The organism is Microbulbifer maximicatervae (SeqCode), from assembly GCF_052467955.1.
Map to the genome: position 1 here is coordinate 3,347,816 of NZ_CP174329.1, position 12,512 is coordinate 3,360,327.

General features: G+C 52.3%; 11 protein-coding genes. 5 read left to right on the forward strand and 6 right to left on the reverse strand.

The window, feature by feature from the left end; all coding sequences use genetic code 11:
* Positions 1–18: 18 nt before the first annotated feature.
* The 3 genes from ACJJI5_RS14405 to ACJJI5_RS14415 form a co-directional block, all read right to left on the reverse strand.
* Positions 19–699: a type 1 glutamine amidotransferase domain-containing protein gene (locus ACJJI5_RS14405; protein WP_444941967.1), complete on the reverse strand. Its 681-nt coding sequence runs from the start codon at positions 697–699 to the stop codon at positions 19–21.
* A gap of 33 nt (positions 700–732) precedes the next feature.
* Positions 733–1,764, reverse strand: coding sequence for an NADPH-dependent curcumin/dihydrocurcumin reductase (gene curA / locus ACJJI5_RS14410; RefSeq protein ID WP_444897568.1), 1,032 nt, complete (start codon positions 1,762–1,764; stop codon positions 733–735).
* A 120-nt stretch (positions 1,765–1,884) separates the two neighbouring features.
* Positions 1,885–2,475: a TetR/AcrR family transcriptional regulator gene (locus ACJJI5_RS14415; RefSeq protein ID WP_445354422.1), complete on the reverse strand. Its 591-nt coding sequence runs from the start codon at positions 2,473–2,475 to the stop codon at positions 1,885–1,887.
* Positions 2,476–2,695: 220 nt separating this feature from the next.
* Between ACJJI5_RS14415 and metH the strand changes: the two genes are divergently transcribed.
* Both metH and ACJJI5_RS14425 read left to right on the forward strand, forming a co-directional pair.
* Positions 2,696–6,391: a methionine synthase gene (gene metH, locus ACJJI5_RS14420; protein WP_445354423.1), complete on the forward strand. Its 3,696-nt coding sequence runs from the start codon at positions 2,696–2,698 to the stop codon at positions 6,389–6,391.
* A 4-nt stretch (positions 6,392–6,395) separates the two neighbouring features.
* On the forward strand, positions 6,396–6,614 hold the full coding sequence (locus ACJJI5_RS14425) for a DUF2970 domain-containing protein (protein ID WP_413665506.1): 219 nt from the start codon (positions 6,396–6,398) through the stop codon (positions 6,612–6,614).
* Positions 6,615–6,957: 343 nt separating this feature from the next.
* On the opposite strand, the gene ACJJI5_RS14430 is transcribed toward ACJJI5_RS14425, so the two are convergent.
* Complete coding sequence (locus tag ACJJI5_RS14430; protein WP_445354424.1) at positions 6,958–7,770, reverse strand: carbon-nitrogen hydrolase family protein; 813 nt, start codon at positions 7,768–7,770, stop codon at positions 6,958–6,960.
* A gap of 431 nt (positions 7,771–8,201) precedes the next feature.
* Here ACJJI5_RS14430 and ACJJI5_RS14435 point away from each other — a divergent pair, with 431 nt between their 5' ends.
* Both ACJJI5_RS14435 and ACJJI5_RS14440 read left to right on the forward strand, forming a co-directional pair.
* Positions 8,202–9,863 (forward strand): nitrite/sulfite reductase, encoded by a 1,662-nt coding sequence (locus ACJJI5_RS14435; RefSeq protein ID WP_445354425.1) that lies wholly within the window; start codon positions 8,202–8,204, stop codon positions 9,861–9,863.
* Positions 9,847–10,395, forward strand: a complete 549-nt coding sequence (locus tag ACJJI5_RS14440; RefSeq protein ID WP_413665503.1) for a DUF934 domain-containing protein — start codon at positions 9,847–9,849, stop codon at positions 10,393–10,395. The genes ACJJI5_RS14435 and ACJJI5_RS14440 overlap by 17 nt, the downstream gene beginning before the upstream one ends.
* Before the next feature lie 49 nt (positions 10,396–10,444).
* Here ACJJI5_RS14440 and ACJJI5_RS14445 read toward each other — a convergent pair whose 3' ends face one another.
* Positions 10,445–11,047, reverse strand: a complete 603-nt coding sequence (locus ACJJI5_RS14445) for a TetR/AcrR family transcriptional regulator (protein WP_413665502.1) — start codon at positions 11,045–11,047, stop codon at positions 10,445–10,447.
* A 108-nt stretch (positions 11,048–11,155) separates the two neighbouring features.
* Between ACJJI5_RS14445 and ACJJI5_RS14450 the strand changes: the two genes are divergently transcribed.
* Complete coding sequence (locus ACJJI5_RS14450; protein WP_444917368.1) at positions 11,156–11,890, forward strand: SDR family oxidoreductase; 735 nt, start codon at positions 11,156–11,158, stop codon at positions 11,888–11,890.
* A gap of 54 nt (positions 11,891–11,944) precedes the next feature.
* Here ACJJI5_RS14450 and ACJJI5_RS14455 read toward each other — a convergent pair whose 3' ends face one another.
* Positions 11,945–12,238: a YciI family protein gene (locus ACJJI5_RS14455; RefSeq protein WP_444897576.1), complete on the reverse strand. Its 294-nt coding sequence runs from the start codon at positions 12,236–12,238 to the stop codon at positions 11,945–11,947.
* Positions 12,239–12,512 lie beyond the last annotated feature (274 nt).

Genomic DNA, 12,512 nt, shown 5'->3' on the forward strand with positions numbered 1-12,512 from the left:
ACCGGCCTCACCACTCTCCTAGGTGGGGATAAATCCCATAAGAGTCTGGGCGGTTTCCTCTGAAGAGGCCGGATTTTGACCAGTTACCAGTTTGCCGTCTACCACTACGTAGGGTGCCCAATCACCACTTTTGGAGTAGTTTCCACCATTTCCCTTGAGCATATCCTCAACCAGGAAAGGCACGACATCCACCAGTTCAACCGCAGCCTCTTCCGAGTTGGCAAACCCGGTCACACCTTTTCCCGACACCAGGTAAGCGCCATCCTGACGGCGTGTATGACGGAAAATGCCCGGAGCATGGCACACAGCACCGATCGGCTTGTCTGCGGCAAAAAAGTTCTCAATCAGTGCAATTGAGACCGGGTCTTCCGCAAGATCCCACAAGGGACCATGGCCACCGGGATAAAAGACTGCATCAAAATCAGACTCATTCATATCAGCCAATTTGTGGGTATTGGCCAGAGCCTGCTGAGCATCGGCGTCAGCCTGAAAGCGATGAGTCGCCTCCGTCTGAAAATCTGGCTCATCACTCTTAGGATCGAGAGGCGGCTGCCCGCCTTTTGGAGAGGCCAGGGTCACTTCAGCACCGGCGTCCTTGAAGGTGTAGTAAGGTGCGGCAAACTCCTCCAGCCAAAACCCCGTTTTCTTACCGGTATTCCCCAGTTCATCGTGGGAAGTCAGAACCATCAGTATTTTCATATTTCTGTCCTTATAAACTTTGTCAGCTTTGCTTCAATCATCATTTCCTATGCGCACAACTAACTTGCCGAAGTTCTTTCCTTCCAGAAGCCCGATAAATGCATTGGGTGTTTCTTCCAACCCTTCGACCATATCCTCAAGATATTTAATACTGCCTTCCGCAACCCACTGGCTTAATGTACGCACCGCTTCATGAAAACGTTCGTAGTAATCGAAAATAATAAAGCCTTGGATTTTCAAGCGTTTGGTCAGAACATCCCGCATTAACAAACTGGTGCGATCCGGGCCTTGCGGCAATGAGGTTGCGTTGTACTGAGAGATAAGCCCACATACAGGAATCCGCGCAAAATCATTTAATAGCGGTTGCACCGCATCAAAGACCTTGCCACCAACACTTTCAAAATAGATATCGATACCGTCAGGGCAAGCCGCAGCCAATTGATCGACAAAATCTTCGGCGCGGTGATCCAGGCACAGGTCGAAGCCCAACTCCTCTACCGCATAGCGACACTTTTCCTCACCTCCAGCAACACCGATTACCCGGCACCCTTGCAACTTGCCGATTTGTCCAACTGTTGCCCCCACAGGACCGGTAGCAGCTGCAACTACCAGAGTCTCTCCTTCTTTTGGCTCCCCAATTTCCAGCAAGCCAAAGTAGGCGGTGATTCCCGGCATACCCAGCACTCCCAGGGAGAAGGAGGGGTAATCCGGATTTTTACCCAAGTTAATCAACCCCGTACCATCAGAAATGGCATAGTCCTGCCAGCCGCTATAACCGAGTATCCAATCCCCCTCCTCGAAGCCATTCAATCGGGACTCAACCACACGGCTCACCGTCCCTCCAACCATGGTCTCTCCCAGTGAAACAGGCTCTGCGTAGGACTTCGCATCACTCATTCGCCCCCTCATATAGGGATCGAGCGATAGGAATACTGTGCGCAACAGCACCTCGCCGACCTCCGGCTTGACCACAGGGGCATGCTCCAGGCGGAAGTTATCTGTTGTCGGGGCACCTTCAGGGCGGGATGCCAATACCAGGCGGCGGTTTATATCGCTCGATTGCATTCTCTATTCTCCATAACTTCATAAAACGGAAGTCAAAGTCGCCAAATTAGACCGGTCGTCTAGAAAGGCGCCATAAAAATACCCGCAACGGTTTTCCCCTCGCAGGCTCAGTAAAAAAACTCAGTATTTCCCCAGTATCTCCTGGGTCGCCAGCATCGCCTCTGCCATTGGCGTATCGTTGCGGTTTAGCTTGGCCAACAGGCTGGCTCCCAGCCACAGCTGGTACAAGAAAGCTGCGGTGGCGCGGGCATTGAGGGTGTCTGGTAGAGAACCGTCTTCCCCTGCCAGCTCGATACAATTCTGGAGCTTCTGAATAATATGCTCAGTCCCATCTCTGAGGATAACCCGCATCGATTCAGACAGGTCTGCCACCTCAGCGCTAAGCTTAACCACCAGGCAGCGGTGTGCATCGTAACGCTCCCCACTACTCTTCTGCCAAGCATCAAAATAGGCCAATAAATTATCGGCGGCAGATTGATCCCGGGAGGAAAAGCCAACGTCCATCTGTTCCAGGTAGCTGCGAAAATAATCTTCCAGCAGAGCCTCGCCAAATTGCTCCTTGGACTTAAAGTAGTGATAAAAGGATCCCTTTGGCACACCGGCGGTTTTGAGAATTTCACTCAAACCTACACCGGAGAAACCTTTTACGGCCATCACGGTGTAACCGGTATCCAACAAATGTTGGCGAGTATCTTCATAGCTGCTTTTCATGCCTATCACTCTACGCAAAACTAGACCGGTCGTCTAGGGATTTATAGTGATTAGGCGCTGTGAAGTATCTATAAATTGCTCAACTTTATTCAAAACTGCTCTGTTATTGTGGTGGAACAACCAAAAAGGCGTAAGTCGCAGCCAGTGAGTGGGCGTGACTGTGCTAAGATTGGCGCCATTCCCACCATCGGCTAAAGATCGACAATATAAGGATTGGTAAATGTCCCAGCAGTCCCGCGACCAACGTCTCGAGCAAATTAATGCCGCGCTTGCGCAGCGTATCCTGATCCTGGATGGCGCTATGGGGACGATGATCCAGAGGGAGAAGCTGGAAGAGGCCGATTACCGGGGTGAGCGCTTCGCCGACTTCCCTCGCGACTTGAAAGGCAATAACGACCTGCTCAGCCTGACCCGCCCGGAGCTGATCGAAAAGATTCACCGGGAGTACCTTGAGGCGGGCGCGGACATTATCGAAACCAATACTTTTAACGCAACCCAGCTGTCCCAATCTGATTACGATATGGAACACCTGGTGGTAGAAATCAACCGGGCCTCCGCAGAGATCGCGCGCCGTGCAGCAGATGCACTCTCTACCCCAGAGCGCCCGCGCTGGGTAGCCGGGGTCATCGGCCCCACTTCCCGCACCGCCAGTATTTCACCAGACGTCAATGATCCAGGGGCACGCAATGTCACTTTCGATGAACTGGTAGAAAACTATGTAGAAGCGGGCCGCGCTTTGGTCGAAGGCGGCAGCGACCTGATCTTAATCGAAACCATTTTTGACACCCTCAATGCCAAGGCCGCTATCTATGCCATGCAGCAGCTCTTTGAGGAGCTGGGTTTCGAACTGCCAATTATGATTTCCGGCACCATTACCGATGCCTCCGGCCGCACCCTTTCCGGCCAAACGACCGAAGCTTTTTACAATTCCGTTGCCCACGCAAAGCCAATTTCTGTGGGGCTCAACTGTGCCCTGGGCGCCACCGAATTGCGCCCTTATGTGGAAGCCTTATCGGGCGCCTGTACCTCTAATGTCTCCGCCCACCCCAACGCGGGATTGCCCAATGAGTTTGGCGAATACGACGAAACCCCTGAGCAGACCGCCGCAATCGTAGCGGAATTTGCCCGCAGCGGATTTATTAATATCCTCGGCGGCTGTTGTGGCACCACCCCCGATCATATTCGTGCAATTGCCGACGCAGTGGCCGATATACCCCCACGACAGCAGCCGGAAATAAAACCTGCTCTGCGCCTGTCCGGACTGGAGCCATTTGTCGCCGATGAAAACGCCCTATTCGTCAATGTGGGCGAGCGTTGCAACGTCACTGGCTCCGCCCGATTTAAGCGCCTGATACTTGAAGAGGACTACGACACCGCCCTGCAAGTGGCTGCCGCCCAGGTGGAAGATGGGGCGCAGGTAATCGACTTCAATATGGATGAGGCGATGCTGGATGCACTCGCCGCTATGCGCCGCTTCCTCAACCTTGCCGCTACCGAACCGGATATCGCCAAGGTGCCATTTATGGTGGACTCCTCCAAGTGGGAGGTGATCGAGGCCGGCCTGCAATGCATCCAGGGCAAGCCCATTGTGAACTCCATCAGCCTCAAGGAAGGCAAAGAGGAGTTTATCGAAAAGGCTCAACTGTGCCTGCGCTACGGTGCAGCTGTGGTGGTGATGGCTTTTGATGAAGATGGCCAGGCGGATACTTTCGAGCGCAAAATTGAGATCTGCAAGCGCAGCTACGATGTGCTGGTCGATGAAGTCGGCTTCGATCCCACCGATATTATTTTCGACCCAAATATTTTTGCTGTCGCCACCGGTATTGAGGAACACAATAATTACGCGGTGGACTTTATTGAGGCGTGCCGCTGGATTCGCGCAAACCTGCCCGGTGCCCAGATCAGTGGCGGCGTCTCCAATGTTTCCTTCTCTTTCCGGGGCAACAATCCGGTACGTGAAGCCATTCATTCAGTATTCCTGTTTCACGCTATTAAAGCCGGCCTGAATATGGGTATCGTGAACGCCGGGCAGCTGGCGGTCTACGACGAACTCCCAGAGGAGCTGCGGGAAAAAGTTGAGGATGTGATCCTCAACCGCAGCCCGGATGCCACTGAAGCCCTGCTGGAAATTGCCCCCAAATACCAAGGGGATGGCGGCGGTGCCACACGCAAAGAGGACCTTAGCTGGCGCCAATTGCCCGTGAAGGAGCGCTTGGCACACTCCCTTGTGAAAGGCATTAACAACTATATCGAGGAAGATACCGAAGAGGCCCGCGCAAGTTCCTCACGCCCACTGGATGTGATCGAGGGTCCACTGATGGACGGTATGAATATCGTCGGAGACCTGTTTGGCGAAGGGAAAATGTTCTTGCCCCAGGTAGTGAAATCCGCCCGGGTTATGAAACAGGCGGTAGCCTACCTGCAACCCTATATTGAAGCGGAAAAAACCGAAGACAGCCGCTCCAACGGCCGTATCCTGATGGCCACTGTTAAAGGGGATGTGCACGATATTGGCAAAAATATCGTGGGCGTGGTGCTGGCCTGCAACAACTATGAAGTGATCGACCTCGGCGTGATGGTGCCAGCGGAAACCATTTTGCAAACTGCAAAGGAAAAGGAGTGTGACATTATCGGCCTGTCCGGCCTGATCACCCCATCCCTGGATGAAATGGTTCACGTAGCCGCCGAGATGGAGCGCCAGGGGTTCGATATCCCATTGTTGATCGGCGGAGCCACCACCTCCAAGGCCCATACCGCCGTAAAAATTGATCCTCAATTCCACCGCAACCAGGTGGTGTATGTAGCCGATGCATCCCGCGCCGTAGGCGTGGCCAGCAGCCTGATTTCCAATGAGCTGCGCCCAGCCTTTGTGGAAAAAATCCAGGCAGAGTATGACAAGGTGCGCACCCGCACCGCCAACCGCAAGCGCAATGACACCCGCTTAACCTACGAGGAAGCGCGGGATACTGCCCCGGAATTTGATTGGAAAAACTACCAGCCAGCGCGACCCAACAAGCTGGGCCTTACCATGATCGACGATTTCCCTCTGGAGAAACTGCTCGACACTATGGACTGGACGCCTTTCTTTATTTCCTGGGATTTGGCGGGTAAATTCCCGGCAATCCTTGAAGACGAAATTGTGGGAGAAGCCGCAGCCGATCTCTACGACAACGCCCAGCGTATGTTGAAAGAGATTATCGATAAAAAGCTATTGCGCGCACGGGCCGTATTCGGCCTATGGCCCGCCAATAGCGTCGGCGACGATATCATCGTCTACAAGGATGAAAGCCGCAGTGAAGAGCTGGCTCGCCTTCACCATATGCGCCAGCAGGTACAGAAACGCGGTGGCGATGGCCTGTGCCGCTCCCTGGCAGATTTCGTCGCGCCGCTGGAGTCCGGCCAAATAGACTATGTGGGCGGCTTTGCGGTTACCACTGGCATCGGCGCAGACCAGTTGGCAGACACCTACGAAGCCAAGCACGACGATTACAACGCCATTATGGTAAAGGCCCTGGCAGACCGTATGGCAGAGTCCTTTGCTGAGACACTGCACCGTTTGGTGCGAAAAGAATATTGGGGCTATGCCGAAGACGAAACCCTCAGCAATGAGGAGCTGATCAAGGAAGCCTACCAGGGCATCCGCCCAGCCCCGGGCTATCCAGCCTGTCCCGATCATTCGGAAAAAGCTACCCTGTTCAAATTGCTACAAGCGGAGCAAAATGCAGGCGTCAGCCTTACCGAGCACTTTGCCATGATGCCCGCAGCTGCGGTGAGCGGTTGGTACTTCGCCCACCCCCAGGCAAAGTACTTCAATGTGGGCAAAATCGGCAGGGATCAGCTGCAAAGCCTGGCTAAACGAAAAGGGGTCAGCGAACCGGAATTGGAGCGCTGGCTACGTCCTAACCTCGAGGAGTGAGCCTGTGGAAGATAATAATAAGAAAGCGAAAAAACCCAATTTCGGCCAGGTGGTAGTCAGTACCCTGGCCGCCGCAATTGGCGTGCAGAGTGATAAAAACCGCGAAAGGGATTTTCAAAGCGGTAGTATTATGACGTACGTTATTGCCGGCGTTGTTTTTACCGCCGTATTTGTAATCGGATTGGCTCTTATTGTGAAAATAGTACTCGGCAATATGGGCTAAGATCGCAAAGTGCTTTTCATCAGCGAGCAGCTACACAAATAAGCTGAGCGAAATGCTAATGCCCGGGACTACACAACTCCGGGCCAGCGGCGGGCTAGCGCGTGGCCACCCAAAAAACACAGGTGGCTACGAAAATTGCGACCAGTGCTACAGCAGCAATTGCATCCACTACATTATCGTCTTCAGAAACTACAGCTACTTCATCATTCATCGAATCTCTCCGATCGTTCTTTATTGTTATTTAAAGTAGTTGGGCCGCTGGATGCGGCAACCCAAGTAGAGCAAATCAAGTCATCAGTTGCAAGGCGGGGCCGGCAAACAACTTACCAACCCAACTGCCACTCTACGCCTGCCCGGAATAGAGAGCGATATGAAACCCTCCGGTGAGAGCCTGGCCAGTCTTAGCAACCTGTGTACGGCTGTTAACATCGACATTCAGATTGCCCCATTTATTTGGGGAAACTGACATAATTCCATTAACACCTTTGCCCTTGTTAACACTCGTCATATTGCAAAATACCACGGCTCCACCACCACTCTTGTTCGTCGCCAGAGAACCTGGACTCGGGCTTGAGCCATCGGAAATCAGAATATGTACATCGACAGTTTTACCACCCAGCGAGTTTTTTAGAACCCTATTGTTATGATCCAAGCAAATATCAATGCCAAAAGTTAAGCCCTTGTACGAAAAAGTACTGTCACTTGCCTTGGTCGAGAAAGCGTCATCCGTCTGATACTTACCATTGCCAACTTTATACTTCTTCAGCAGGAAATTGCCACCGGCCAGGATAGGAGCAATGCTCAAGTAAGATGCTGAAGAAAAACATCCACCACCTTTTGTGTAAGCAATAGTCCCTGCAACAATCAGAATGTTCGGGTACTGACGGGAAGCTCTGCGCAGGCCGGAATAAATATCACTCTTGGAGCCCTTGCTTAAAGAGTCGATGTGATTAGTTTTTGCTTTAGAGGCATACCCTGAAAAGTAATGCTCCGGCGCAACCAACATCTTGATATATTTATCGTCGGAGTACTCTTGCATCATGGCTTTAGCGCGAGCCAACGCCCCCTCAAACACATCGAAATTACTGTTACTCACACCAGTAAACTTTGATGAATCATCAAACTCAATCATCGCCGCAAGGATATCTTTAGCCATCCCGCTTACCTCTTATATTTTTTTAGGAATTCACTCACTGACTTAGCCACTAACCAGCCTCATATGTGACTGGCGATTCGCACTTTATATCACCGCAAGTAAACTGAGAGGCGGTATCAATTCACAGCAAACCGAATTAGCGTCGATTTGCCAGGGCCCCGAAGTGGAGTCGCTACACTCAACAGGTAAGTTGCGGCTAAAAAACAGACAGGACGGCATAGATAGCCATTACTGCAACGCTCCTCGAATCTGCAACAACAGACAAGCATTATGCTGATAAATCTCTCTTATAACTGTTGGTTACAGATATAGCGGAAAATATTGTTATTTATTGCATAAGAGCGCTGGTATGTTATGCGCCAGCGGAGAATCGTCCGGGGCCCGCCCCTTTCTCCACCATCAGCGCACAAAGGCAATGGAATCAAGCTGTTATGTATCGATACGACGACCGGGACCGCGCCATCATCAACGATCGCGTAGCCCAGTTCCGCGGCCAAACGGAACGTTACCTTGCCGGCGAGTTGAGCGAGGAGCAATTCCTGCCGCTGCGCCTGCAAAATGGCCTCTATATTCAGCGACTGGCCCCCATGTTGCGTATTGCCGTTCCCTACGGCCTGCTCAACAGTGCCCAGTTACGCCGTCTCGCCCGCGTAAGCCGCGACTACGATAAAGGCTACGCCCACTTCACTACGCGCCAGAACCTCCAGTACAACTGGCCGCAGCTGGAAGATGTACCCGCTATTCTCGATGAGCTAGCGGAAGTGGAAATGCACGCGGTACAAACCAGCGGCAACTGTATCCGAAATACCACCTCGGACCCCTACGCCGGCATTGCGCTCGACGAGATTGCCGACCCGCGCCCCTACTGCGAGTTGATTCGCCAGTGGTCTACATTCCATCCGGAATTCGCTTTCTTGCCGCGCAAGTTCAAGATCGCGGTCAGTGGTTCAGAACAGGACCGCGCGGCCATCCGCGTACACGATATCGGTGTACAGATCGTCAAGCGCGGTGAAGAGATTGGCTTCCAGGTATTGGTAGGTGGCGGTCAGGGCCGCACACCGGTTATTGCCGAGACCATCCGCGACTTCCTGCCGGAAGAAGACCTGCTCTCTTACCTTGAAGCGATTGTCCGCGTTTACAACCAGCTGGGTCGCCGCGACAACAAGTACAAAGCGCGCATTAAAATTCTGGTCAAGGCCCTCGGCCCGGAAGAGTTTGGCCGCCGCGTGGAAGAAGAGTGGCAACATATTAAAGACGGCGCTGAAAAGTTAACCCAGGAAGCATTGGATTGGGCTAAATCCTTCTTCACAGCCCCAGAATATCGCGAGTTTGACGGATCAGCTGCTGAAGCTGCACTGCAACAACAAGCTGACAGCGACAAAGCCTTTGCCCGCTGGCTTGAACGCAACACCTACCCTCACCGGGTACCCGGTTATCGCGCGATTAAGTTGTCCACCAAACCCACTGGTGTACCCCCAGGTGATGTAACCGATGCCCAACTGGAGGCTCTTGCCGATCTAGCCGATACTTTTAGCTTTGGTGAAGCTCGGGTAACTCACGACCAGAATGTGGTACTCGCAGACGTCGAACAGGACAAACTGTTTGAACTCTGGCAACAGGCCCGCAAGCACGGTTTCGCCACACCGAATATCGGCACCCTGACCGATATGATTTGCTGCCCCGGCGGTGACTACTGCTCACTTGCCAACGCCAAGTCCATCCCGGTGGCCGAAGCCATCCAGCGTCGCTTTGACGATATGGACTACCTGTACGACCTGGGTGATCTCAACCTCAATATCTCTGGCTGCATGAATGCCTGTGGCCACCACCACGTGGGACATATCGGCATCCTCGGCGTCGACAAAAAAGGGGAAGAGTTCTACCAGATTCAGCTGGGCGGCAGTGCATCCAACGAGGCCAGCCTGGCCAAAGTATTGGGCCCCAGTTTCTCCCGCGCTGAAGTGCCAGACGTGATCAGCAAAATCCTCGACCTCTATGTCGAGCAGCGCCAAACGGAAGAGCCCTTTATCGACACCTACAACCGCATCGGCCTTCAGCCCTTCAAGGAGAGAGTTTATGCCAAAGCCAGCTAAACTGGGCCCACAGCCGGGCAACCCTGCAGAACTGATCATCGATGGTGAAGTAAAGACCAACGAATGGCAGCTGGTACCCCAACTGGAAGCTGGAGAGGAGTTGGACCCAAGCACCCTGCCCTCCGGCAAAATTATCCTGCCACTGCGACAGTGGCTGGCACATCGCGATGCGCTGTCATCCCGCAGTGACGAAGTCGGTGTTTGGCTGGACAGTGAAGAAGGTGCCGAGCAGATTGCGGAAAAAGCCGCCAAATTGCCGGTAATTGCCGTGCACTTCCCAGCATTTGCCGACGGTCGGGGCTTTACCGCCGGCCGTATGCTGCGCGAGCGCTACAGCTTTACCGGAGAGTTACGCGCAGTAGGCGGATTTATGCGAGACCAGCTGACCTATTTACAGCGCTGCGGCTTCAATGCCTACGCATTTGAAGGCGAGCAGCCTCTGGCAAGCCTTAAAGACTCGATGAGCGATTTTGGCGATAGCTACCAAACAGGGGTCGACCAACCGCTGCCCATGTTCCGTCGCCGCTTCTAAAGCTCAATTTAGACCTCTGAATACTCAGAGGTCTAAATTTCCACTTCCATCACGCCTCCAGCCCCAATCCATTAAGTGCAAACTCCAAAGAGGGTTCCACCTCCTTGAGTTCTCGCCCGGATCGCAATACCGATGCTGTGCCATGCAGCAGGGTAATCAGGTACATAGCGCACTCCTCGGCACGCCGATCAAGCCCTATAGCCTGGGACTCTTTATCAAAACGAAACAAGTCAACCAGTTGCTTTACCGCTTCTGCGTCAGCAGCTTTTAAAGCGTCAATGGCATCAGAGGGCAAAGCGTCACCGGCAGTTTCTGATAATCCAAACGCCAGATAACAACCCCTCGGGGTTCCCTCCCCGGCCTGTCCTTTAACGGTAGCCAGCAAATAACTATGCAATCGCTGCCGCAACGGCACTCCCTCTTCCGTTAGGAACTGCATACGATCTTTGGCATATCTATCCAAGTATTGCCCCAATGAAAGAACAAACAGTTTCTCTTTATTGCCAAAGGAAGAATACAGACTGGGCTTATTAATCCCCATAGCCTTGGTCAGGTCAGCCATTGAGGCGCCCACATAGCCCTTTTTCCAAAAGACTTTCGTTGCTGATTCCAGCGCATGCGCCTTATCAAACTCCGGCTTGCGTCCCGCCATTGGCAATCTCCCAAAAATTGTTTTGACAATATTGTACCGATCGGTAAGACTTAGCTCAAACCTTACCGATCGGTACAATATTGATCAACCCTTCACAGGAGAACGGAATTGAGCATTTCAATCGAAGGAAAAACTGCCCTTGTAACTGGAGCAAACCGCGGAATTGGCAAGGCAATTGTCGAGCGCTTTCTCGACGGTGGCGCAAAAAAAGTCTATCTGGCCGTTCGCAACCCGGAGACAACGACAGAACTGACAGAAAAATATGGCGACAGAGTAATCACATTGGAACTCGATGTGGCAAAAGCCCAAAGTGTAGGGGCGGCGGCAAAGGCGATTCAGGAATTGGATATTCTGGTGAACAATGCCGGGGTACTTGCGCCCGCAGACCCGCTTAGCGACCATGTGGAGGACTCACTTAAGCAGGAACTGGAGGTGAATACCTTTGGGCTTGTCCGTGTAGCCAAGGCATTCACCCCCCATTTGGAAAAGAGCAAAGGCGCCCTGGTACAAATGAATTCGGTAGTATCTTTGCGTACCTTCCCACACGTTAGCACCTATTCCGCATCCAAAGCCGCCAGCTATGCAATTACCCAGGCACTTCGAGAAACGCTTCAGGAGCGAGGCGTACAAGTTTTGAGTGTTCACCCCGGCCCCATCAAAACCGATATGGCCAAACAGGCTGGGCTGGAGGACGGAGAATCCCCCAGTGCAGTGGCTGAGGAAATTGTTGGCGCGCTAAAAAATGGGGATTTTCACCTCTTCCCGGATGCCATGTCGCAGACTTTTGAAGCCGCTTATCAGAGCTTCTCTGATTCGGTGATCACCGCAGACCTTAGCGAATAACACGACCGAAGATTGTCTGAGTAAGAAGTAACACAAGCCTCGAAGGAACCCGATCTAGGGTTCTTTCAAGAGGCTGGAAAATTCCTCTGAAGCCATAACGGGTACAAACTCTGTAATCGTAAATGTCGACGCCCCATGTTTTGTGAAAGGGTCTTCTTCCAGAACCTTTCGCAGCACTTCCTCAGAGGGATGACGTGAAATAATTATCGCGCCAGTTCTAGGCTCTTTCGCCCCCCCAAAAAGCAGGTCTCCCGATTTATAGTGTCCCTCCAGGTAGCTCACATGCTCCGCCATTAACTCTGGGGTCAGTTTTTTAATATCCGGGAAATTCAAGTTCACTAAAAACATAACGTCTCCCCCCTCCTTAGGGGCTATATATCAACTCTTTACACCACTTTAAGCTTGCAGAAATAGCCTCCACCAATCTAATAGATAGCAAATCTTTCCACCTTGGCGATAGAGGATAATCCCCAAGCAGTAGTTTAAATGGAAACCATCGGAGATTGATGATCGGGCATCATTTAATTTAATGGTGCCATCAAGTACCTTTCTTCAGGCAATAGTGCTAACTAGACGATACTTAAGATTAATCAAGTTACATGTGGCCTGAAGAGCTTCATCT

Coding starts and splice junctions, on each gene's coding strand:
- ACJJI5_RS14415 (WP_445354422.1), bottom strand. CDS start 2,475: ATGAAAAGCAGCTATGAAGATACTCGCCAACATTTGTTGGATACCGGT.
- curA (WP_444897568.1), bottom strand. CDS start 1,764: ATGCAATCGAGCGATATAAACCGCCGCCTGGTATTGGCATCCCGCCCT.
- ACJJI5_RS14455 (WP_444897576.1), bottom strand. CDS start 12,238: ATGTTTTTAGTGAACTTGAATTTCCCGGATATTAAAAAACTGACCCCA.
- ACJJI5_RS14445 (WP_413665502.1), bottom strand. CDS start 11,047: ATGGCGGGACGCAAGCCGGAGTTTGATAAGGCGCATGCGCTGGAATCA.
- metH (WP_445354423.1), top strand. CDS start 2,696: ATGTCCCAGCAGTCCCGCGACCAACGTCTCGAGCAAATTAATGCCGCG.
- ACJJI5_RS14440 (WP_413665503.1), top strand. CDS start 9,847: ATGCCAAAGCCAGCTAAACTGGGCCCACAGCCGGGCAACCCTGCAGAA.
- ACJJI5_RS14430 (WP_445354424.1), bottom strand. CDS start 7,770: ATGGCTAAAGATATCCTTGCGGCGATGATTGAGTTTGATGATTCATCA.
- ACJJI5_RS14435 (WP_445354425.1), top strand. CDS start 8,202: ATGTATCGATACGACGACCGGGACCGCGCCATCATCAACGATCGCGTA.
- ACJJI5_RS14405 (WP_444941967.1), bottom strand. CDS start 699: ATGAAAATACTGATGGTTCTGACTTCCCACGATGAACTGGGGAATACC.